The 21,568-nt window shown below is 38.9% G+C and carries 24 protein-coding genes; 2 read left to right on the top strand and 22 right to left on the bottom strand.

Going from position 1 to position 21,568, the window contains the following annotated elements:
* Positions 1–38: 38 nt before the first annotated feature.
* The 14 genes from AC3WJG_RS09685 to AC3WJG_RS09750 all read right to left on the bottom strand — a co-directional run bounded on the left by AC3WJG_RS09685 (position 39) and on the right by AC3WJG_RS09750 (position 12,722).
* Positions 39–527: a cell wall elongation regulator TseB-like domain-containing protein gene (locus AC3WJG_RS09685; protein WP_025749368.1), complete on the bottom strand. Its 489-nt coding sequence runs from the start codon at positions 525–527 to the stop codon at positions 39–41.
* An 11-nt stretch (positions 528–538) separates the two neighbouring features.
* The gene (locus tag AC3WJG_RS09690; protein WP_013056102.1) at positions 539–709 is read right to left on the bottom strand and encodes a YpmA family protein; all 171 of its coding nucleotides are present in this window, start codon (positions 707–709) and stop codon (positions 539–541) included.
* 188 nt (positions 710–897) lie between these two features.
* Complete coding sequence (locus tag AC3WJG_RS09695) at positions 898–1,695, bottom strand: ComEC/Rec2 family competence protein (protein WP_060745789.1); 798 nt, start codon at positions 1,693–1,695, stop codon at positions 898–900.
* Positions 1,696–1,783: 88 nt separating this feature from the next.
* Positions 1,784–4,585, bottom strand: coding sequence for an ATP-dependent DNA helicase DinG (dinG, locus tag AC3WJG_RS09700; RefSeq protein ID WP_060745788.1), 2,802 nt, complete (start codon positions 4,583–4,585; stop codon positions 1,784–1,786).
* 202 nt (positions 4,586–4,787) lie between these two features.
* Complete coding sequence (panD, locus tag AC3WJG_RS09705; protein ID WP_028407965.1) at positions 4,788–5,171, bottom strand: aspartate 1-decarboxylase; 384 nt, start codon at positions 5,169–5,171, stop codon at positions 4,788–4,790.
* Complete coding sequence (panC, locus tag AC3WJG_RS09710; protein WP_028407964.1) at positions 5,172–6,029, bottom strand: pantoate--beta-alanine ligase; 858 nt, start codon at positions 6,027–6,029, stop codon at positions 5,172–5,174.
* 1 nt (position 6,030) lies between these two features.
* Positions 6,031–6,864 (bottom strand): 3-methyl-2-oxobutanoate hydroxymethyltransferase, encoded by an 834-nt coding sequence (gene panB / locus AC3WJG_RS09715; protein ID WP_028407963.1) that lies wholly within the window; start codon positions 6,862–6,864, stop codon positions 6,031–6,033.
* Between the two features lie 271 nt (positions 6,865–7,135).
* Positions 7,136–8,125 (bottom strand): bifunctional biotin--[acetyl-CoA-carboxylase] synthetase/biotin operon repressor, encoded by a 990-nt coding sequence (locus AC3WJG_RS09720; RefSeq protein ID WP_028407962.1) that lies wholly within the window; start codon positions 8,123–8,125, stop codon positions 7,136–7,138.
* A complete protein-coding gene (locus AC3WJG_RS09725) occupies positions 8,110–9,303 on the bottom strand; it encodes a CCA tRNA nucleotidyltransferase (RefSeq protein ID WP_028407961.1) in 1,194 nt (397 codons plus the stop codon). Before AC3WJG_RS09725 ends, AC3WJG_RS09720 begins: the two co-directional genes overlap by 16 nt.
* 15 nt (positions 9,304–9,318) lie before the next feature.
* A complete protein-coding gene (gene bshA, locus AC3WJG_RS09730; protein WP_028407960.1) occupies positions 9,319–10,446 on the bottom strand; it encodes an N-acetyl-alpha-D-glucosaminyl L-malate synthase BshA in 1,128 nt (375 codons plus the stop codon).
* Positions 10,447–11,157, bottom strand: coding sequence for a bacillithiol biosynthesis deacetylase BshB1 (bshB1, locus tag AC3WJG_RS09735; protein WP_102813967.1), 711 nt, complete (start codon positions 11,155–11,157; stop codon positions 10,447–10,449). It lies immediately after the preceding gene.
* Between the two features lie 10 nt (positions 11,158–11,167).
* Positions 11,168–11,566 carry a methylglyoxal synthase gene (gene mgsA, locus AC3WJG_RS09740; RefSeq protein WP_013056092.1) on the bottom strand — a complete coding sequence of 133 codons (399 nt, stop codon included), beginning with the start codon at positions 11,564–11,566 and terminating at the stop codon, positions 11,168–11,170.
* 12 nt (positions 11,567–11,578) lie between these two features.
* Positions 11,579–12,379, bottom strand: coding sequence for a 4-hydroxy-tetrahydrodipicolinate reductase (gene dapB, locus AC3WJG_RS09745; RefSeq protein ID WP_028407959.1), 801 nt, complete (start codon positions 12,377–12,379; stop codon positions 11,579–11,581).
* A gap of 13 nt (positions 12,380–12,392) precedes the next feature.
* Complete coding sequence (locus AC3WJG_RS09750; protein WP_013056090.1) at positions 12,393–12,722, bottom strand: nucleotide pyrophosphohydrolase; 330 nt, start codon at positions 12,720–12,722, stop codon at positions 12,393–12,395.
* A 312-nt stretch (positions 12,723–13,034) separates the two neighbouring features.
* Between AC3WJG_RS09750 and AC3WJG_RS09755 the strand changes: the two genes are divergently transcribed.
* Complete coding sequence (locus AC3WJG_RS09755; RefSeq protein ID WP_013056089.1) at positions 13,035–13,901, top strand: YitT family protein; 867 nt, start codon at positions 13,035–13,037, stop codon at positions 13,899–13,901.
* Between the two features lie 29 nt (positions 13,902–13,930).
* Here the strand turns inward: AC3WJG_RS09755 and AC3WJG_RS09760 are convergent, their stop codons facing one another.
* The 4 genes from AC3WJG_RS09760 to AC3WJG_RS09775 form a co-directional block, all read right to left on the bottom strand.
* Entirely contained in the window at positions 13,931–14,608 is a 678-nt protein-coding gene (locus AC3WJG_RS09760) for a zinc metallopeptidase (RefSeq protein ID WP_013056088.1), read from the bottom strand.
* Between the two features lie 64 nt (positions 14,609–14,672).
* Positions 14,673–15,449 (bottom strand): sporulation protein YpjB, encoded by a 777-nt coding sequence (locus AC3WJG_RS09765; RefSeq protein WP_098791211.1) that lies wholly within the window; start codon positions 15,447–15,449, stop codon positions 14,673–14,675.
* Positions 15,450–15,533: 84 nt separating this feature from the next.
* Entirely contained in the window at positions 15,534–16,550 is a 1,017-nt protein-coding gene (locus tag AC3WJG_RS09770) for a CAP domain-containing protein (RefSeq protein WP_029325123.1), read from the bottom strand.
* 190 nt (positions 16,551–16,740) lie between these two features.
* The gene (locus tag AC3WJG_RS09775) at positions 16,741–17,160 is read right to left on the bottom strand and encodes a CBS domain-containing protein (RefSeq protein WP_013056085.1); all 420 of its coding nucleotides are present in this window, start codon (positions 17,158–17,160) and stop codon (positions 16,741–16,743) included.
* Between the two features lie 185 nt (positions 17,161–17,345).
* Here AC3WJG_RS09775 and AC3WJG_RS09780 point away from each other — a divergent pair, with 185 nt between their 5' ends.
* Positions 17,346–17,705, top strand: a complete 360-nt coding sequence (locus AC3WJG_RS09780; RefSeq protein WP_013056084.1) for a YugN family protein — start codon at positions 17,346–17,348, stop codon at positions 17,703–17,705.
* A gap of 36 nt (positions 17,706–17,741) precedes the next feature.
* Here the strand turns inward: AC3WJG_RS09780 and ctaG are convergent, their stop codons facing one another.
* Genes ctaG through ctaD form a run of 4 tightly spaced genes read right to left on the bottom strand, consistent with a single transcriptional unit; the run spans position 17,742 to position 21,560 of the window.
* Positions 17,742–18,680, bottom strand: a complete 939-nt coding sequence (gene ctaG, locus AC3WJG_RS09785) for a cytochrome c oxidase assembly factor CtaG (RefSeq protein WP_028407957.1) — start codon at positions 18,678–18,680, stop codon at positions 17,742–17,744.
* A 57-nt stretch (positions 18,681–18,737) separates the two neighbouring features.
* Complete coding sequence (ctaF, locus tag AC3WJG_RS09790; RefSeq protein WP_028407956.1) at positions 18,738–19,070, bottom strand: cytochrome c oxidase subunit IVB; 333 nt, start codon at positions 19,068–19,070, stop codon at positions 18,738–18,740.
* 4 nt (positions 19,071–19,074) lie between these two features.
* Positions 19,075–19,695 (bottom strand): cytochrome c oxidase subunit III, encoded by a 621-nt coding sequence (gene ctaE / locus AC3WJG_RS09795; RefSeq protein ID WP_098333594.1) that lies wholly within the window; start codon positions 19,693–19,695, stop codon positions 19,075–19,077.
* Positions 19,695–21,560, bottom strand: coding sequence for a cytochrome c oxidase subunit I (ctaD, locus tag AC3WJG_RS09800; RefSeq protein ID WP_013082312.1), 1,866 nt, complete (start codon positions 21,558–21,560; stop codon positions 19,695–19,697). Before ctaD ends, ctaE begins: the two co-directional genes overlap by 1 nt.
* Between the last annotated feature and the right edge of the window lie 8 nt (positions 21,561–21,568).

Raw genomic sequence — 21,568 nt, forward strand, 5'->3', positions numbered from 1 at the left:
ATTATGACACATATGGCATTTCATATGGTATAAACGATTTATGATTGAGATAAGCTGTATCGTTTTATAAATTCACCGCTAGAGAAATCAAGATAATAGTATGTTAAATGTTTCTTATCTTTATCCACATATGTTACTTCCCACAGCGGCTTTTTCTTTTCAATGCCTAGGCGCACCGACTTAATTTCCTGCGGGTTTTTATCATTTTTCACAATGGAAATGGCTTTTTCTTTTGTGATCCCGCTGCTTGCTTTCTTTAAAACTGCTGTTTGTTTTTTGCTTTTAGGCATCCAAGCAATTACCTTTTGATTGCTTCGGTTTGTACCTTCTACTACATAAAATGCATGATTGCCGAAATATGGCTGGGTGCTTGTGACAGATTTCAAATTAAATTCTTTTTTTGCTTGAGATGCTGCTTTTTCCTCAGCAGACTGCACATCCTTCACGGACGAGTGATAAATGCTAAAAGAAATGCCCCCGATAATTAAAAGCACAGCAGCTACCGCTACAATAATTAACTTTTTCATAAAATCCCTACTTATGTACGATAAATTGTAAATACAGCTTTGCTTTGATCTTCTTCATCTAACGCTAATCCGAACATCAAATCTTGCTTTTTCAACGTGCGATTCAAACTATCAACAATTTTATATAAATCCGAGGAATTTTCCACGCGGACAGTTGATAATACTTCAATCCTACTTTCCATTGTAAACCTCCTAGCTCGTCTATCACGACGCAAAAATGACGATATCCGTATTATAACAGGTATCAAAAACCATCGTCATCTTTTTCACTCATCAATCCCATCTGTACGTTTTGCGTAAAAACCGAATAAATAAGTAAACATATATAATATTATAAGGAATTTACCTCTTTTTGCAAAAGGAAATTTGTTTATTTTGCAGAAAATTTCATCACATCATAGGATTTTAGCGACATTTTAATAGAGTAAGCGCTCCCTTCTCTTACGTCATATAATTCAATCCATTCAGCTGTTAAATTTGAAAGCAGTCGAGGGGAATAGGAACGGCCTGGTTTCGTAAACATAACGGCAAGCTGTGTATCTAATTGCTTCAAAAATGTATTCGAAAAAAACGTTCCCTCTCCAAAATTAGGAATTTTTAATACATCTACATGGGTAAGAGGAATGCGTAAAAACTTTTCTTCTACTTCATCTGAGCTGCTCATTGCATATAGAATCCGATGTTCTCCAATCGTAAATAATAGATCCATAGCCGCTGTTTTTTGTTTCGATGCATGCAAGACATCAACGTGTATATTATCTGTTAACTGAAATAAATCATTTTCTTTCCACTTCTCTGTTTGAAATTCCGCCTGGTACTGAGCCGGGACAATAATGCGCTTTATATGATAATCATTCACAGCACGCTGAACATTTGAATCATAGTATTTTTGCTGTTTTGTAATCACTAATTGGTTGATTTTTTTTACTTTATATCGCTTCAACCACTTCTTTAGCTCGAGATAGGAAGATGCATTACCGGTATTTATCAAAATAGTCTCACCGCTTCCGTCTTGAATCAGACTCGCTTCTCCAGCTGAAAGAGGCAGAAAGGTAATCACTACTTCATCAGCTTGCAAACCAAAATCTACGTTTTTAATGACGGCTGCTGAAGCCGAACAGTTCATAAAACTAAAAAACAGTACAGCACTTAGCAATATTTTAATCATACACTGTCCTCATTTGCTTATCATAGTATATTACTATCGTCTCTCAAGTGAAGAAACAGTATGCATAAAAAAAGACTTAAGCGTATGCTCAAGTCTTTTCATTCCACCATTCTTTGTAGTCCAGTAAGATATTCGAAAACTTTTTTTGAACAACCTGGACTTTTGGAAGTGAATGAAGAAAATGGTATCCATATGCTGTTCGCGTAATGCGATTATCAAAAATAAATATAGCTCCTCGGTCACTTTTGGAACGAATTAACCGTCCAAATCCTTGTTTAAAACGGATAACGGCCTGAGGAAGTGAATAATTCATAAAAGGACTTTTTCCTTCTTTTTTCATCTGCTCAAATTTAGCTGTCAGCAGAGGTTGATTAGGCGATGAAAAAGGAAGTCTGACAATTACGAGACATGATAATAAATCTCCTGGCAGATCAATTCCTTCCCACAGGCTATTTGTACCTAATAGAATGGAATGCTCAAACTGGCTGAAGTCCTTTAGCAGTCTATTACGATTTCTAGTTGTGACTCCTTGACCGAGCAGTACAAACTCTTCAAGATCGTTTAACTCTTTTAAATAACCATACGTAGCTTTCAACATGTCATATGAAGTAAAAAGCACCAGCATACGACCATTTGTTACTTTAGCTACGTCAAGAATACTTTCTGCCATCATAGCGCTATACTCATATAATGATACTTCGTTAACAGCAGGCATATCTTGAGGAATATAGACTCTAGCTTGCTTCTCATAATCAAACTCGGAAGGTAGAATGAGTTGAGCAGGCTGAAAGTCATATAACCCTAGCTCTTGAATTAAATAATCAAATGTTCCATTCACCGTCAATGTAGCCGATGTTAAAATAACGCTTTGTTTCTTAGCGAAAAATTCATCAGCCAGCGTATCGGCAATGGAAGTAGGCTGACTATAGATATACGTAGCATTCGCTGCTCCTTTTGGTTCAATCTCAAACCACGTTACGTGATGACTCTGCTGTTTGAACAGAAGCTTTTCTATTTGCTGAGATATGTGTTCAAATCCTTTAACAGCCGTTTGAAATTCATGAAGAGACGACTGTTCATTTTTTGTGACTTTGTCATATAGTTCGTCAAAGGAATGTCTTGCCCCATCATTCCATGTAAAAAGATCGTGAATTAAAAAACGAATGCGCGACGCTGCTTCTTGAATAGCCGTCCAGTAATGCCCATGCTCTTTTTCCACTTTATATCGATAGCTGCTTCTTCCAATCTCGCCCTGCTGATTGCCGATTCTTTTTTGGACAAAAGAATGAATCAAACGAAATAAGTCATCGCACTCAGAATGAAGCTGCACAAACAGGTTTTGAAGCAGTTCAGTGTTAAGCTCGATGCTATATTTTACAAAGGTATGATGAACTTTTTTTAACAGCCCTTTGTCTTGAATAGTTCCGATTCGGTTTAATAGCGCATGAACCGCAAAATAATCTAAGCGCTCTCCCAGCTCTTCTCCGGCAATGTCTTCTAAGTGATGAGCCTCGTCAATAATAATCTGTTCATACTCAGGCAGCAGCTCATGATTACTCATCACATCCATCAACAGCAAGCGATGATTTGTCACTACTATGTGGGCATTTTGCGCTCTGTTCTGCGCTCGTTCATAAAAAGAATAAAGTTTCCAAGGATGCTTAAAATCACTTGGAGACGGATTGCTTTCATTTAGCTGTTCCCAAAAAAGTTTGCCGCCAGAAGGCAGGTTTATTTCATCGCTGTCGCCCGTTTCCGTTTCCGTCAGCCAGATAAGCAGCTTCGCTTTTGTTAGGATCGCATCGTAATTATTATTGCGCTCTTTTAAGAGCTGAATAAATTTTCTTATACTAATGTAGTGTTCTCTTCCTTTTAAAACAGCTGCTGTAACAGGAAACGGAACAATCTTTTCTAGAATAGGCACATCTTTTTCGATGATTTGCTGCTGAAGCGTTACCGTGTTAGTTGAGATAATGACTGGGTGATGATGAACAGAAGCATAAAACACGGCAGGAACTAAATAAGCGTAGGTTTTACCAATACCGGTCCCGGCTTCAATTAAAGCATGCTCATTACCCGCAAAGCACTCTTGTACAAAGTTCATCATCTCCCACTGCCCTTTTCGTTCTTCAAACAATGGCAGAGCCTGATGGAACAGCTTTTGCTTTTCAGTTTCAAATATTTCGTAAGTATGAGAGTTCTGCTTTTCATTAGCTGAATGCGGCTGATATTTGTTTAGCGCAATCCCATGTATAAATTCATAAGAATCATCCTCAGCATAGCTTTTATCATCTATAACTTGTTGAATCAGTTCTCCAATTTCACTTTTAAAGTGCAAGCTTAGCGCATACAGCTGCTTTAAGGTTGTTAGAGGTAGCTTCTTCAATTTTTCAATTAGTAACAGTAAAATACGTGCTGTTACTTCTGCATCACTATCTGCTTGATGAGGGTTTTCATGTTCAATATGTAAATACTCAGCTAATTGGCTAAGTTTGTACCCATCAACTGTAGGCAGCAGAATCCGAGCCAGTTCGACGGTGTCTACGGTTGAATTATAAAGCGTCTCCTCTCCGCACTGATAGAGTTCTTCTTGTAAAAAAGTTAAATCAAATGCCACATTATGTGCAACAAAATAAGCATCATCTAGCAATTCTATAATTTTAGGTGAAATTTCTTCAAATAAAGGCGCATCTTTCACCATATCATTTTGAATGTTAGTTAGTTGTGTAATAAAAGGCGGAATATCCATACCAGGATTTAAAAAACTAGAAAAACGTTCAACAATTTTGCCGTCTTCTACTATGACAGCAGCAAATTGAATCATTTTATCTCCTTGTTTTGGAGAATGTCCCGTCGTTTCAAGATCTACCACAACAAAGCGTTTATTCACGGTCAACACCTCGCAAGTCTGTCTTTTTATAGTATAAAGTGAAAGCCTGCTCTATATGCTTTAAAAGCGCAACTCCTTCTCGTGAAAAACAGAGAGGCTTTCATACATAGAAGTTTTACTTTAGTGTGTATAGAGGTTTATACCGTTCACTTACTAGCGTATGTATTCAAATAAAAATCCCCCTCATAAAGGGGGACTGTTCTTATAGAATTGTACCAGCTGGTTCTTGTTTAAGCAATTGTTGGATTTTATTCTGCTCATTCATAATCGCTACGGTTGGATGATGGTGAGCTACTTCTTCATTTGCTACGAGCGCATAAGAGATAATGATGACGATATCTCCAGGCTGCACGAGTCTTGCAGCAGCTCCATTTAAACAAACTACCCCGCTCCCGCGTTCGCCGGGAATCACGTACGTTTCCAAGCGCGCTCCGTTATTATTGTTTACAATTTGGACTTTTTCGTTTGCTGCGATTCCTACTGCGTCGATGATATCTTCATCAATGGTGATACTGCCAACATAATTTAAGTTGGCTTCAGTTACATGAGCTCTGTGTATTTTAGCATTCATCATCGTGCGAAACATTTAGTTATCCCCCTGTACGTCTACAATTACATTATCAATTAAACGGGCTTTAGAGAATTGAACAGCTAAAGCAATAATGATTTTTCCAGCGGTTTGCTTAATCGTTTTTAGCTCTGGATACGTATAAACCTCGATATAATCCACTTTACCGCTCGTATATTGCTCAATTTCTTTTCGAATGGTCTCTTTAAGAATTTCTACTTGCTTCTCTCCGCTTTCAAGAAGCTGCAGAGCGCTTTGTAAACTCTTAAATAAAACAGGTGCCTCTTCTCTTTCTTTATCTGTTAAATATACGTTACGAGAACTTTTAGCTAATCCATCTGCTTCTCTCACCGTATCTACTGCTCTAAGCTCCACAGGAAAATTAAAGTCTTCAATTAAGCCATCTACCACAGCAACTTGCTGTGCATCTTTTTTACCAAAGTATGCGCGATCCGGTGTTACAATGTGAAAAAGCTTTGTTAGTACCGTGGCTACTCCGTCAAAATGTCCGGGGCGCTTCTGTCCACACAATACGTCTACACGATCGGTCACGGTTATAGCAACTGAACGGCTTGACTTATACATTTCCTCTACTGAAGGATAAAATAAATAGTCGACGTTAGCTTCTTTTGCCACGCGCTCATCGCGTTCAAAATCTCTTGGATACGTATCAAAATCTTCATTTGGTCCAAATTGAGTCGGGTTCACAAAAATACTTAGCACCACTACTTTATTTTCTGTGCGGGCCGCTCCAAGCAAAGTAGCGTGGCCTTCATGCAAATAGCCCATCGTCGGGACAAATCCAATTGAACGTCCAAGCTGCTTTTCTTTTTTCATCTCCTGCTGCATGTCTTTAATTGTTGTAATGACTTTCATCTTATTTTCCTCCGTACAGTGCCGTTAACTGCTCTTCTTTCATTGAAAAAGTATGTGCTTCTTTCGGAAACTCTCTTTTTTTCACTTCACTGACATACTGAGAAAGCCCCTGTAAAATAGGCTCATTTATTTTCGCAAATGACTGAACGAATTTTGGCACACGCTCTACTCCGTACGTTAATACATCGTGGTATACAAGTACTTGACCATCCGTATCAGCTCCTGCTCCAATTCCGATTGTTGGAATGCTCAAGCGTTCAGCTACTTGTTTTGCTACTTGTTTAGGAACACATTCTAATACAACAGCAATAGCTCCCGCTTGCTCACACTTGATCGCGTCTTGGATTAGCTGTTTGGCTTCTTTTGCTTCTTTTCCCTGCACTTTATAACCGCCCAGGACACCGACAGACTGAGGTGTTAACCCGAGATGTGCAACAACCGGAATACCAGCTTGCGTCAATTCTGAAATTGTATAAAGAACATCCTTTGCACCTTCTACTTTTAAAGCATGAGCTCCGCTTTCCTGCATAATGCGAGCAGCATTTTTCATCGTGTCTTCTTTCGACACGTGATAGGACATAAATGGCATGTCGGTGACGATAAATGTATCAGCAGCTCCTCTTTTAACTGCTTTTGTATGATGAATCATATCATCTACCGTTACAGGAATCGTAGAGTCATATCCTAAAACGACCATTCCGAGAGAATCGCCTACTAAAATCATGTCTACGCCTGCTTCCTCAGCGTACTTAGCTGACGGATAATCGTACGCAGTCAGCATCACAATTGGTTCATTGTTCTGTTTCATACGTAAAAAATCTAATTTTGTTTTCACTAACTTTCTCCTCCTTCTCAGAGGAGATGAGCGCACGTCTGCACACAAAAAGTCCTTCTACCTATAAAAGGAAGAAGGACTTTGACAGACTTCATCTATAAAAAGCACACTTTACCTAATGTGCTTACCTACGCGTCATCCCTCTGTCCTAGTCCTTAATGGATCAAGGCAGATTTATTGTCGTATTAAAAATAAAAAACGAGTATCAAGTGAAGTTCTTGCGATACTACCTTGATACTCGTATTATAATAAAAATTTCTTTATTTTTCTACTATTTTTTAGCAGAGAGCTCAATATCTGCAGAATGAATTCGGTGTATAACTCCTTTATCATCTTCAATCAATAAAACACCTTCATCTGTTATACCTTTTGCAAAGCCTTCAATGTTGGCTGTCATCGTGCGTGCTATAATTCGCTTGCCAATACTGATCGCATATGTTTCCCAAAGAACTTTAATTAAACCAAAGCCATTTTTTAAGTATTCTTCGTAAAGGGTTTCTAACTTTAAGAAAAACGCTTGCATCAAAGCTGCACGATTAATTTCTTCACCTTTTTCAATACGTAAAGATGTGGCAATGTGTTTGATTTGTTCATTAAAATCCGTTTCCTGCTGATTCACATTGATGCCGATTCCAATGATGACCGAATGAATCCGGTCAAAATCAGCCTGCATTTCTGTTAAAATCCCAACTAGCTTCTTCCCATTTAATAAAACATCATTAGGCCATTTAATGTCTGGAGAAAGGTTCGTCACTTCTTGAATGGCCTGTACAACAGCCACTGCTGATAGTAGAGTCAGCTGAGGAGCCTGCTGCGGAGGGATAGAAGGACGCAGTATAATACTCATCCAGGCACCAGTATATTTTGGGGAATACCACGCTCTATCAAGTCTTCCTCTCCCTGCCGTTTGCTCTTCAGCAACTACAACCGTTCCTTCTTTTGCTCCTTCTTGAGCAATTCGATGAGCAATTTTTTGAGTAGAATGTACACTTTCCTCATAATGAATATACTGACCGATTTTTGTTGTTTGGAGCCCTAATAAAAGCTCGTTGCTGCTTACTTTGTTCGGCTTCCCTACAATGCGATAGCCTTTTTTACGAACAGCTTCAAGTTCATAGCCGTCTTTTCGCAGCTCTTCGATATGCTTCCATACAGCTGTTCTTGAACAGCCTAATAAATCGCTGATCTTTTGGCCGGAGACATAGTCCCCATCTGCGTTCGTAAACATTTCAAGCAGCGTTCTTCTTATATCTGACTGCAAGACTGCACCCACTTTCTTATTGAAGATTTCGTGTTCATTAACTCATTGTATAGAACTTTCTCCTCAATTTCTTTTAACAGTTGAGACACCCATGGACCACCCTTTTTACCTGTCCACACTAAAAGATCTTGACCATTTATATCTAAATCTTTTAAAGAATGAATAGGCAGCTCGCTATAGATGTAAAGAAGCTCATGTTCATTCATATGCTCATTGCTTCGAAGAAGTTGTAAAATACGATTCACGCTTACGCTGGCCTGCTCTCCAATTGTATACATGATGCGTTTTGACCATCCATTTTCCAAAACGTCTCGAAGACCAATAGACTGAAGCTGAATATCTTTAATTTGCTTATTAGATAATTTCCAGCTTTTAAAAAATGCCTGCTTGTCTTGAATGTCGAGTAGATGTACCAGAAGTGTCCATGACTCCGATACTCGCTGAAGCATCATCCAATCGTGTGCACAAACAGATCGGAATTTTTGCGGATCTACATTCAATTGGGGCAAGTAGCGATATAGCTCCGTATCTGCTACAAGTGCTAATGCTAAAGACGGACGCTTTCCGCTCAGCATTTTTTCGAATTCAACTGTAATACGTTCAATAGAAACATGCCTCAGCAGTTCACCGTATTGCTGAATGGCTCTTTTAGTTTGATCAGACAGCGAAAAAGCCAGCTGACTGACAAAGCGAACGGCTCTCATCATACGAAGAGCATCTTCATGAAAGCGTTCTTTAGCATTTCCGACAGTGCGAATTAACTGGTTTCGCAAATCTTCTCTTCCATTAAATGGATCAATAATTTCCCCTTTTGCATTCATAGCCATTGCATTGATTGTAAAATCGCGACGCTGCAAATCTTCTATAAGAGACGAAATAAACGTAACGGACGAGGGACGACGAAAATCATCATATTCTCCCTCAGAGCGAAAAGTGGTTACCTCATAGGTCTCGTTCTCATGGACAACGACAACCGTACCATGCTCGATTCCTACATGAATCGTCTTAGGAAAGAGTTCCATCACTTGTTCAGGCCTAGCTGACGTAGCGATATCAATATCTCCAATCGTCCGATTTAAAATGAGATCCCGGACCGCTCCTCCAACAAAATACGCTTCGTAACCGGCTGTCTCCAGTTTTTCAATAATATAAAGCGGATGAATGAACGGTTCTTTCATAACGTCCTCCATTCTTCAACCCTGTACCAATTTATAATAAAGTTTTTCATATTGACTCACAATCTCTGTTGAATGAAATTTATGATTAACTGCGCTTAGAGACGCTTCCCTCATTTGGTGATGCAGCTGTTCATTTTCAAGTAGCTGAATTGCTTTGCTCGCTGCCTCTTCGACGTCTCCCACTTCGCAAATATATCCTGTTTTTTCGTGTTCAATTACTTCAGGAATTCCGCCTGTATTTGTTCCGATGCATGGAACACCGCAAGCCATAGCTTCTAAAAGTACAAGCCCAAAGCTCTCTTTTTCAGATAATAACAATTTTAAATCGCTAATCGAATATAATTCTGCTACATTTTCTTGTTTCCCAAGAAATAACACAGAATCTTGAAGATTTAGCTCTCTTACTAATTGAGACACAACCGTCATTTCAGGGCCGTCTCCTACAAGCAGCAGCTTAGACTGAAGCTTTTTATTAATAATAGCAAATGTTTTGACTATATCTGTAACTCGTTTGACTTGACGAAAGTTTGAAATATGAATAACGACTTTTTCATTTTCTAATATGCCATACTCCGCTTTTAAATACTGAACTTCTTTTTTATGATAAACTCGTTCATCAATAAAATTATACATCGTTTCAATTTCTTTATCTGGACTAATTAAATGGTGAGTTTGATCAACAAGTGACTGAGATACAGCCGTCACTGCATCTGATTTCTCAATTCCAAATTTAATTAAATCTTTTAACGATGGATCCTCTCCTAGAACCGTAATATCTGTCCCATGAAGAGTCGTCACAATTTTCACTTCGTGCTCCACCATTTGTTTAGCTAAAATCCCGCAAACGGCGTGGGGGATTGCATAGTGCGTATGAATAATGTCAAGCTTTTCTCTTTTAGCCACTTCAGCCATTTTACTGGATAAAGCAAGATCATACGGAGGGTATTTAAAGACGGAGTACTGATTTACATCTACTTCGTGAAAATAAATATTTGGATATACTTTCGTCAATCTAAAAGGCATGCTAGAGGAAATAAAATGAATCTCGTGCCCCTTTTCAGCCAGCAGCTTCCCTAGCTCCGTTGCTACCACTCCTGAACCTCCAACGGAAGCATAACATGTAATACCAATTTTTAACTTCATTTATTTTCCACCTACTAAATCGTCGTACATCAAAATCGGTTTTTTAGATAAAAAACCTTCACCGTATGCTACCCCGACTTCTTTGCCAAATAATCGCTCTCTGCTCTCTACCGTTTCAATATATCCGTTTACCAGCGGCGTATCAAACGTATCTGCTGTTTTTATAAATTGACTTTCATAAGCCTCTAGACTAGCTACTTTCTTTTGAAACGTGCTTGATACATCTACAATAAAATCTGGCTTATGAAATCCATTTATCATATAGAAATAAAGAGACTCAGCACGATGAGCTTTTTGCTTTTTATAATCGATATAATTTTTAACGCCAGCGGAAAACATAGCCTCTTCTACAAGCCTTGCACAATTCCCATGATCAGGATGACGATCTTCGAAGTAAGGAGCAAATATAATCCTTGGTTGATACGTGCGAATAACTGATGCAATTTCAGCTATATACTCTGCCTTTAAAACCAAACCTCTGTCTGGCAAATGCAGATGAATTCGCTCATGAACACCTAAGACATCAGCAGCTTTGGACGCTTCTTGTTTTCGAATTTCAACCGTTCCATTTGAAGAAAGTTCAGCTTGCGTCAAATCGCAAATAACTACCTTCAAACCTTGTTCACTCATTCTTGCAATGGTTCCACCCATGCCGATTTCTACATCATCGGCATGAGCACCAAAGGCAAGGATATCTATTGTTTCTTTCATTATCTTCACCCTATTTTTTTATAATTGAACGCCAATGCAAATCGCCTCGTTCAAGTCCATGAATTAAAATCTCTGCTGTTCCCATATTCGTTGCAAGAGGAACCGCATAGACGTCACAGAGACGCATCAGAGCTGAAATATCAGGTTCATGAGGCTGAGCTGTTAATGGATCGCGGAAAAAAATAACCATATCCATTTCATTTTGAGCAATTAAAGCTCCTATCTCCTGATCTCCTCCAAGAGGTCCTGATTGAAAGCGGTGAACCTTCAAACCTGTTGCTTCTGAAATACGCGTTCCTGTTGTTCCTGTTGCGAACAGCGAATGTTCCTGTAAAATCGCTTGATAGGCTGTTGTGAATTGTACCATATCATTTTTCTTTTTATCATGTGCAATTAAGGCGATTTTCATTTTTCTCGCTCCTTAGTCAATAATATTTTCTAACCCATATACAAGTGTGTCTACGTTCATAACTGTGTCAACAGCTAGCTTCACACCTGACATAAAAGAAGCACGGTTGTATGAATCATGACGGATTTTTAATGTTTGTCCAAATCCTCCGAACATCACTTCTTGGTGAGCAATCAGTCCCGGCAAACGTACGCTATGTAGGCGGATTCCTTCATAATCTGCACCGCGTGCGCCCTCTAGCAATTCTTTTTCCTCAGGATGACCTTGTTTTTTTGCTTCACGAACTTCACTGATAAGCTCCGCTGTTTTTAAGCCTGTTCCTGATGGTGCATCTAACTTTTGATCGTGATGCATTTCAATAATTTCAACATCATCAAAGTATTTAGCTGCCATTTGTGAAAACTTCATCATTAAAATAGCGCCAATCGCAAAATTAGGTGCAATGATACAGCCAAGTTCCTTCTCTTCAGCAAGCTGCTTTAATTCTTTTAAATCTTCTTCTGAAAAGCCAGTTGTTCCTACAACAGGTCTTACTCCATATGTTAGGGCTGTTTTAGTATGAACGCGCCCAATTTCAGGTGTTGTCAAATCAACTAAAACATCTGCCTTAACGTCTTCAAAACATTTTTCAATATCCGTGTAGATTGGCGCTTGTACATTTGGCATTCCTTCAATATCACTTATGTATTTTCCTTCATTGATACGATCTACCGCTGCTACTAATTCAAAATGCTCTGTTTCTTCTATTAATAATACAGCTTCTTTTCCCATACGACCTCTTGGTCCTGCAAGTACAATTCGAATTTTGTCCATTCTTTTTCTCTCCTTAGTCTTCTTTTTTCGTCCAGCGATCTTTGTCACGCGTATTAAATTTATTCATAACGCGATCATGCGCTTCTTGTAAATCAATATTTAATGAATTTGCAAAGCAAATTAATACAAATAAAATGTCGCCCATTTCTTCTTCGACCGTACGTTCTGCTTCAGTCGTTTTCTTCGGCTTTTCACCATAATAGTGGTTAATTTCGCGCGATAATTCGCCCACTTCTTCCGACATTCGCGCAAGCATAGCAAGAGGACTAAAATATCCTTCTTTAAATTGGCTAATATATGCATCAACTTCTTGCTGCATTTGCTCCATCGTTTTTTTTGACATCTTTTTATTTCACCTCTTTTAGAAGTACACTCAGCTTACTATTATAACATCTTTACTTCAAATTATTTAGTGTAATTACTTCTTCTTACCAAGCCTTTGTCAGATGCTCTTTCACAATATTCCTCACGTTTCCCTTAATTCTCAAAAATCTGTCTATATTTTACGAATTGAGGATACTACTAATACATAGCACTAGAAGAAACATCATCACTTTTTACTATTTTCAAAAATCTTTTCGATAGTTATTTACGAAATGAAATATATTCCTTTATGATAAGGTAGTGCAAAAACGGTCATAGGAGGTTTGTAAGTATGAAAGGTCTCAGATTTAAAAATATTATTTTTATACTGCTTGGTGCTGCCATATTTGCGTTTGGACTTGTTAATTTTAACATGCAAAACAATTTAGCTGAAGGTGGATTCACAGGCATTACCCTGCTTTTATTTTTCTTATTTAACATTGATCCCTCTTATTCTAACTTAGTGTTAAATATTCCTTTGTTTTTTGTAGGGTGGAAACTATTAGGGAGAACAGCATTTATTTATACCATGCTCGGAGTCGTCAGCTTATCGCTATTTTTATGGATATTCCAGCGCTTTCCAGTGAATATGCCCCTGCGGCATGATATGACTCTAGCAGCTCTTTTTGCCGGTGTTTTTATTGGAGTGGGTCTTGGCATTATTTTCAGGTTTGGAGGAACAACAGGAGGAGTCGATATCATCGCACGTGTTGTTCAAAAATATATCGGGTGGAATATGGGGAAAACGATGTTTCTTTTTGACTTTATTGTGATTAGTGCATCTCTCATTTATTTATCCTACCGAGAAGCTATGTACACACTTGTTGCAGTCTTTGTCGCTGCACGGGTTATTGACTTTATGCAAGACGGCGCGTATGCCGCTAAAGGAGCAACGATCATTTCAAATCATAACGAAGCCATATCGGATAAAATTATGAAAGAAATGGATCGAGGCGTGACGATTTTAAAAGGACAAGGTTCTTTTTCTAAGCAAGATACCAACGTGCTATACTGCGTGGTTAGTAAAAATGAAATTTTCCGTTTAAAGCAAGTTATTACTTCTGTAGATCCACACGCATTCGTTGCAGTTACGGATGTTCATGATGTCTTAGGCGAAGGATTTACCCTTGATGAAAATAAAAAACCGCTTGAAAGATAAAAAAATACCGCTAATGCGGTATTTTTTTATTAGTCGTCGTTATTCATTCCTGTATAAATCATGATTAAACGAACCAACTCAAGAACTGCTACTGCTGCAGCTGCTACGTATGTTAAAGCCGCTGCGTTAAGCACTTTGCGTGTCTCGCGCTCTTCGTCATTTCGAATCGCTCCGACTGAGACGATTTGCGTCATCGCTCGGCTTGAAGCGTTAAATTCAACAGGCAGTGTTACAACTTGGAATACGACCGCTGCTGCCATGAAGATAATACCTAACAATAGCAACGGCTTAATCGACGCGATAATTCCAATCATAATTAAAATCCAAGAAGCGTTTGATCCAAGGCTTGCCACCGGCACAAGCGAGTGGCGAAGACGTAAAAACGAATAGTTTTCTTTGTCTTGAATCGCGTGTCCCACTTCGTGAGCCGCAACGGCAGCGCCTGCGACAGACGTTCCGTAATAGTTGTCTTCTGACAAACGAATGACTTTTGAACGAGGATCATAGTGATCTGATAAAAATCCGCCTACAGGCTCTACGTGAACGTTGTACAACCCGTTTTCATCCAAAATTTTTCTTGCTACTTCTGCGCCTGTCATTCCTGATGAGTTGCTTACTTGTGAATATTTTTTGTAAGCACTTCTCACCTTAAACTGTGCCCAAATTGGCACAAGGATAATAATGAGAAAATAAATCAAAAAGCTCATTTACCCACACCTTTCATTATGTGTTTGACTACTCTTTTATTTTAGACAATTCTGCGCTTTTACGTCAATCATTACGCCCTCTAGCTGACTTTCTTTTCTGATCAGCGAAATATTTTCGCGCTCCTACATAAAAAAGTGTAGCAATAATAATACTTCCGGTGGTAATTGTAACCCAAATAAAAGACGGGTCTGTACGATTTACTTTTACTTGTTCAAAAAAATCTTTCAAGTTTTGTTCCATTTGGTTAAACTGCTCATCGTTAATCTCACTTAGCGTTCCTTCAGTTTGTAAAAAGTGAACGTCCGCGCTCACACGCTGTACGTAGGGAGACGACACGTCTACCTGCGCGCTCGGTAAGATCATATCATATTCCTTCAAAAATTGCTTAAGCTGCGCTTCATAAGCCGCTTGTTCTCCTTTTACCGCTTCATTTCGCATCTCTTTAAATGTTGCTAGCATACTGCCTTCAAGCTCAGTCCACATAGGCTGATGCTTGCTGTGCAGCGCATCGACTAATAATCGAAATTGAGTAGCTTTTTGAAGACGTTCTTCATCACTGGAATCAGAAGATAAAAGAGACCTTTCTACCTGTTCATAACAAAGAGTTAAAATACGTATATCTTCGGCCGATACGCCCAAAGAAGCTGTATTGAGACTGGTAAATTCATTCGAAAAGTTTCTGAACAAATGTTGGGCTGCTTTATACTCCTTTTGCTCTACAAGCGATAGCGTTTGATCAGATAAGTTATCAAGCTTTTCCCACTGCCCTTCAGCTGCATGTACAGTAGTCGTATATGCAAAGAAAAGTACGAGCAATATTCCTACTATTCTTCCTTTCATTCTCGTCCCTCCTCTAACCTCTACTAAAACTTATGAGAAAGAGGACAAGAGTAGACCTATTTTCAAAAGGAAGTTTTAAACTTACTATTCATTCATGGGAGTGATAAAGTTTTGCGTATAATATTTCTCATATACACCTACACCAAGACGCGTAAACTCTTTATTGAGTAAAGCCTTACGATGTCCCTCACTATTAAGCCACCCTTCAACAGCAGCGATTCCATCCTGATAATTCGAGGCAATATTTTCGCCCGCGATACGGTATACTACATCACCTTTTTGCAGACGGTTGCCTAAATCACCTTGTGCTGGTGAAACGTGAGAGAAATAGTTTAAGTCGCTCATTTCTTTGCTGTGTAAATAAGCTACTCCGGCAGTGGCTTCGTCCCAAGCTAAAGGTGACAGCTGAAACCGGTCTCGAATTACATTTGTAATATCGATAATTTGCTGCTCTTCTCCTTCTTGGACACTTTTCCACTCCTCCGATGTCAATGACGGAGCTGTGGGAAGCTCGCCGCGATAAACAATTTCGTATGGACGCTGTTTTAATAGCGTGTCCATGTCCATAATTCGAATACTTGAGATTGTATTAAGGAACTGATCAAAATATAGTTGGACGTATACATCTCCATATTTAATAATGGGACGCATTTTCATATCCTCTTCACTCAGACGAAATCGGTATTCATTTCCGTCTTTTTGAAGCGTGAGTTCGGATGAAAGTGAAACTCTTTTTTCTACTTCCTCTCGCTTCTCACCAATCTCAAAAGGATCTGTATTTGTTTTTGAGCCAATGACGTATACAGATACGACTTGATTATTTTCTACTCCTACCTGCGCATACGTTTGACGATTCTTTTTGTAAATCCACCAGTCATAGCCATATGCAGAAGAATCAATACGATCCGGCTCTCCAAGCATTCCAATTAACTGTTCTGAATGATCTCCAATGAGTCTCATCATATTTTCACTTTGTTTTTCATAAGAAGCCACTTCTTGTGTGGGCTGACTTTTGGAATCCGTTTGGTTTTGCTCAATATTTTGACCCGTTAGATATTTTTCTAGCTGAGGTAAATAATCCTCCGCGTATACAAATGCCACTATTAATACGAGAATAAAAATAACTTTTTTCAGCTTTTCTTCCTCTCCTTACACCTGTTTTCTTTACCTGTTTAACTTATTTTTATCTCTATTATACATGCATTCAAAAAAAAATAGCTATCGGTATGAAGGAAACAAAAGAAAAAGCCAACTATTTACGAGTATACTGCAAACAGTTGACTTTCGCTTTTTAATGCGTTTGTTGTGAAATGTCTGAGAGCGCTTCTCCTGCACGTTCATTTGCATAGCGAAACGTTGATAAATCACCTAGCGATACAATCCCTACTAGCTTTTGATTTTCCACAACGGGAAGACGACGGATTTGATGTTGAGCCATAAGCTTAGAAGCTTCTTCTACAGAGGCTTCCGCTGTAATAGTTATAAGCTCTTCACTCATAACATCCGTTACTTTACTTGAATTCGGCTTCTTTTCTGCAATGCCTTTTATAACTAAGTCTCGATCTGTAATCATTCCTACTAGCTGATCTCTATCGACAATTGGAATTGCTCCTACATTCCATTCCTTCATTTTCACTGCTACTTCATATACGTTATCAAGCGTGGTGCATGTTTCCGTATCAGCTGTCATTACCTCTTGTACAGTTTTCATTGTTTTATCCTCCTTTACATCGTGTGCTCGTTTTATAGTGTGACCAACTTTTTAGTAAACTTTCGTATTTAAAACGTTTAAATAAAAATAGATAACGTTTACATTTTTCTTTATTAGATATTGCAAGTTTTATCCATTCGGCTTATGATTTAATTGGGGTATATCTGTTTTGGGAGGGAGTTCATATGAAATTTGAATATGCAAAATTTGATTCATTAAAGGTTGATTTAGATTTATTAGATGAGATTATGCATCAATTTGGTCTGGTCCGCGCCGGACAATGGGATTATGAACGCGTCACGTACGATCGAAAATTCGAGTTTCAGCGAGATACCTTCTATTTGCGAGTCCAAGGACATGCTATTTCAGGCGACGTAGGGGGCAGGCATGCTGTTATTCATCTTATGACACCTCTACTAGGCAAACATTATTATCCTCACGGTGTAGAATATGGAGACGGCGAATATTTTCCGCCATCCCTTGTAGAACAGTGTGAAAAGATATTAACACAAATCAAATCACAGCTTGAAACCGTTCAGCTATAGAATTAGAAAAAGCGCAGTAATTACACTGCGCTTTTTTTAATTCAAAGGAGGAGTAGATGGAATCTCCTTTGCTTTTATATCTTGACGTTCACTAAAATCAGGCATGTACGTATCTTTCTCTCGTTCTTTTCGAGCCCACTGAAAAAAAATAAAGCCTAAAACCGTTCCATACACAATTTCTTGAATGATCTTCATAATAACGCCGCCTAGCTGCTGATCTTCCACGGGCGGCAGCGTATTAAACATCTCGGGAGCAAGCTGTCCTAAACTTGCAATCATAGAAGGCGGTACACAAAGGGAAAGAGCTTGTACCCAAGCGCTTGAGTCTGTATACGTTGCATATAAAGAATGATTTGCAAAAATAATTAACGCGCACGCTGGAGTAAGGAGTACGCCATCTGCAAAAATATAGCCAAGCTTTTTTAAAGAACTTAGCGTTTGTTCTTCTTCTAGCTGATTAACGAGTGGCCACCACATGCAAAATGCAGCGATAAATAATACAACACTCACAATTCCGTGGAGCATCATATCCGTTTTAATAAAATCAAAAAGCAGCGGAATATGATACAAAGAAAATAACCCATTGAATAACAGTAGCGCAATTAAGGGCTTTGTAAAGAATTTAAAAATAGGTTTAACCCCTCTTACATAAATAACAGAACGAGCTAACCACGGCGGAATTCCTAAAATAAAAAGCGGAGGAATCACCAAGTAAACGATTGCCATTTGCGTCATATGAGCACTAAACATAAAGTGCCCTAGTAAATCTACAGGTCCTCCTTTACATATATATAAAAGAACCATGCTAATAACAAAATACGCTTTTGTTTTTCTGTTTACGGCCACCGCTCCTATAAAATTCTCTCTCCATCTACCAACGATGAAAAAATACAATACGGTCACCAGACAAATGGTTAAAAAATAATAAGGACTCCAAAGTGCTTCAAAACCAAACATCTGCAAATTGTTAATCAACGTCTATTCCTCCTTCTACAGATGATGAAAAGGACTGGCGCATGCCAGCCCTTCTCTTTACCACCAAATAATGGTTACAAAAGCTAAAATGGTTAAAAGAGCTACCAATACGCCTGAATACAAGAAAAATGCTGGTATGGTATGTCCTTTGTGGTTCATGTGCATGAAATAATAAAGTTGAAAGATGACTTGAACAACGGCCAAGAGCACAATCACCGGCATAATGTACCATCCGCTAAACTCTTGATAAACCGCAAAAAAAGCAATTAGCGTTAGAAACAACATCATCGCAAAAGAAATAACTTGCATCTTCATATCTTCTGCGTTTCTTTTTTTACGATAATCTAAATTGAGCCTTGGGTTATCTGAGTTTGATTGATTTGTCGTCATCAGCTTATCCCACCATTCCCATTAAATATACAACCGTGAAAATAAAGACCCACACAACATCGATAAAGTGCCAGTATAAACTTGCGACATAATATTTAGGAGCGTTATATAAGTTTAACCCCCGCTTCGCATTTCGAATCATCAAAGAACCAATCCAAAGCAATCCGAACGTTACGTGAGCTCCGTGTGTCCCAACCAGCGCGTAGAAAGAAGAACCGAATGCGCTGCTTGTAAACGTATGACCTTCATGAACATAATGCCTGAACTCATAAATTTCTAGCCCTAAAAACGCTAAACCTAAAAGCCACGTAACGCCTAACCATAGCTGCATCTTTTTAAATTCAAAATTTTTCATATGATACATAGCATATACGCTTGTTAGTGAACTTGTTAATAAAATCATGGTGGCTGCAAAAACAAGCTTAATATCAAACAATTCTTCTGGCTTAGGTCCTGACATCGTTGAATTACGTAAAGCTAAATAAGTAGCAAAAAGTGAAGCAAACAAAACCGTCTCTCCGCCTAAAAAGAGCCAAAAGCCAGTAAATTTATTTCTCCCTTCAAGCGTTGCTTTTTCAGGCGAAGCAGGGAAAGTTTCAGCAGTTAGCTTTTGTTCAGTCTCCATTACATCTTCGCCTCCTTGTCATCATCAACTAAGTCTTCTTTGTGAATATGAAAGCCGTGATCATCAATCCATGAACGGAAGAACATCGATAAAAACATGACGATCATTCCGATAATCCCTACAATATCTCCCCACGCATGATCATTTCGATACAAAAAGCCAATCCCTGCAATAAACATTCCAAGCGATATCATAAATGGAATAAACGACGAGTTTGGCATATGAATATCACCAAGAGGTTCGGCTGGCGTCATTTCTTTATTTCCTGCCATTTTTTCAATCCAATATGCATCTAACCCGCGTACAAGCGGTGTTTGTTTAAAGTTATACTCTGGAGGCGGAGATGAAATAGCCCATTCTAATGTACGTCCGTCTCCCCAAGGGTCTCCTCCTACCTTTTGTCCTTTGGCAGTTGTTTTTATAATATTAACCAGTAAAATGAGCGTAGCAACCGCCATGAAAGCAGCTCCTGATGAACTGATTGCATTCCCAAGGTCGAGACCTTGATTAGGCAAGAACGTCCATACGCGGCGAGGCATCCCCATTAGGCCTAAGAAATGCTGAATAAAGAACGTTAAATGGAAACCAATCAAAAAGAGCCAAAACGTTGCTTTGCTTAACTTTTCATCTAACATCTTCCCAAACATTTTTGGCCACCAGTATGTGACACCTGCTAATATAGCGTATACGACACCGCCTACGATAACGTAATGGAAGTGAGCAACGATAAAATAAGAATCTTGAAATTGATAATCTGCAGGTGCTACAGCTGCCATAACTCCTGTTACTCCCCCGATAACAAATGATGGAATAAAGGCGACAGCATACAGCATTGGAGAAGTAAACTCAATACTTCCTCCCCAAAGCGTAAACAGCCAGTTGAAAATTTTAATTCCAGTTGGAACGGCTATAGCCATCGTAGCGACAGCAAAAATGGCATTTGCAATTGGACCAAGTCCGGTTGTGAACATGTGGTGAGCCCACACCATGAACCCTAAAAATCCGATTAATACGGTAGCAAAAACCATCGACGAGTACCCGAATAATCTCTTTCTTGAAAAAGTAGGTAAAATTTCAGAGAAAACACCAAACGCTGGAAGAATTAAAATATATACTTCCGGATGACCGAATATCCAGAAAAGATGTTCCCAGATAATGGTGTTCCCACCCATTGTGGCGTCAAAAAAGTTTCCCCCGAATAAGCGGTCAAAAATCATTAAAAACAATCCAACCGTTAGTGCTGGAAACGCAAACAAAATAAGAGCTGATGCAACAAACGTCGTCCACGTAAACAGCGGCATACGCATATAAGTCATACCTGGCGCCCTCATGTTAATGATGGTCACGAGAAAGTTGATACCTGAAATCAATGTCCCGGCTCCGGAAATCTGCAAACCTATCGCATAAAAATCAATTCCGTGACCAGGTGATGCAATAGACAGCGAAGCATATGATGTCCAACCTGCATCAGGTGCTCCTCCTAAAAACCAGCTTAGATTTAAAAAGAGTCCCCCAAAGGCAAACAACCAAAAACCTAACAAATTTAAAAATGGAAATGCTACATCTCGAGCTCCAATTTGCAGTGGAACAACTGCATTCATCATGGCAAAAAGAAGCGGCATTGCGGCTAAGAAAATCATTGTTGTTCCATGCATTGTTAAAATTTCGTTATACGTTCCTGCACTGACAAAGTCATTGCTTGGTATAGCCAGCTGAATACGTATAAATAGCGCTTCCACTCCTCCGACTAGAAAAAAGATACCGCCGGCAATTAAATAAAGAATGGCGATTTTCTTATGGTCAACGGTTGTCATAAAGTCCCAAATTGTTCCACCTACACCCTTCTTTTGACTGAGTGTACTCATCGCTAAAC

This window comes from Priestia sp. FW507-14D1A, from assembly GCF_058781295.1.

What these genes read in the sequence shown, in the direction of transcription:
- AC3WJG_RS09685 (WP_025749368.1), bottom strand. Translation starts at nt 527, where the DNA reads ATGAAAAAGTTAATTATTGTAGCGGTAGCTGCTGTGCTTTTAATTATC.
- AC3WJG_RS09690 (WP_013056102.1), bottom strand. Translation starts at nt 709, where the DNA reads ATGGAAAGTAGGATTGAAGTATTATCAACTGTCCGCGTGGAAAATTCC.
- AC3WJG_RS09695 (WP_060745789.1), bottom strand. Translation starts at nt 1,695, where the DNA reads ATGATTAAAATATTGCTAAGTGCTGTACTGTTTTTTAGTTTTATGAAC.
- panD (WP_028407965.1), bottom strand. Translation starts at nt 5,171, where the DNA reads ATGTTTCGCACGATGATGAATGCTAAAATACACAGAGCTCATGTAACT.
- panC (WP_028407964.1), bottom strand. Translation starts at nt 6,029, where the DNA reads ATGAAAGTCATTACAACAATTAAAGACATGCAGCAGGAGATGAAAAAA.
- AC3WJG_RS09725 (WP_028407961.1), bottom strand. Translation starts at nt 9,303, where the DNA reads ATGAAAGAACCGTTCATTCATCCGCTTTATATTATTGAAAAACTGGAG.
- bshA (WP_028407960.1), bottom strand. Translation starts at nt 10,446, where the DNA reads ATGAAGTTAAAAATTGGTATTACATGTTATGCTTCCGTTGGAGGTTCA.
- bshB1 (WP_102813967.1), bottom strand. Translation starts at nt 11,157, where the DNA reads ATGAAAGAAACAATAGATATCCTTGCCTTTGGTGCTCATGCCGATGAT.
- mgsA (WP_013056092.1), bottom strand. Translation starts at nt 11,566, where the DNA reads ATGAAAATCGCCTTAATTGCACATGATAAAAAGAAAAATGATATGGTA.
- dapB (WP_028407959.1), bottom strand. Translation starts at nt 12,379, where the DNA reads ATGGACAAAATTCGAATTGTACTTGCAGGACCAAGAGGTCGTATGGGA.
- AC3WJG_RS09750 (WP_013056090.1), bottom strand. Translation starts at nt 12,722, where the DNA reads ATGTCAAAAAAAACGATGGAGCAAATGCAGCAAGAAGTTGATGCATAT.
- AC3WJG_RS09755 (WP_013056089.1), top strand. Translation starts at nt 13,035, where the DNA reads ATGAAAGGTCTCAGATTTAAAAATATTATTTTTATACTGCTTGGTGCT.
- AC3WJG_RS09760 (WP_013056088.1), bottom strand. Translation starts at nt 14,608, where the DNA reads ATGAGCTTTTTGATTTATTTTCTCATTATTATCCTTGTGCCAATTTGG.
- AC3WJG_RS09765 (WP_098791211.1), bottom strand. Translation starts at nt 15,449, where the DNA reads ATGAAAGGAAGAATAGTAGGAATATTGCTCGTACTTTTCTTTGCATAT.
- AC3WJG_RS09775 (WP_013056085.1), bottom strand. Translation starts at nt 17,160, where the DNA reads ATGAAAACTGTACAAGAGGTAATGACAGCTGATACGGAAACATGCACC.
- AC3WJG_RS09780 (WP_013056084.1), top strand. Translation starts at nt 17,346, where the DNA reads ATGAAATTTGAATATGCAAAATTTGATTCATTAAAGGTTGATTTAGAT.
- ctaF (WP_028407956.1), bottom strand. Translation starts at nt 19,070, where the DNA reads ATGACGACAAATCAATCAAACTCAGATAACCCAAGGCTCAATTTAGAT.
- ctaE (WP_098333594.1), bottom strand. Translation starts at nt 19,695, where the DNA reads ATGGAGACTGAACAAAAGCTAACTGCTGAAACTTTCCCTGCTTCGCCT.
- ctaD (WP_013082312.1), bottom strand. Translation starts at nt 21,560, where the DNA reads ATGAGTACACTCAGTCAAAAGAAGGGTGTAGGTGGAACAATTTGGGAC.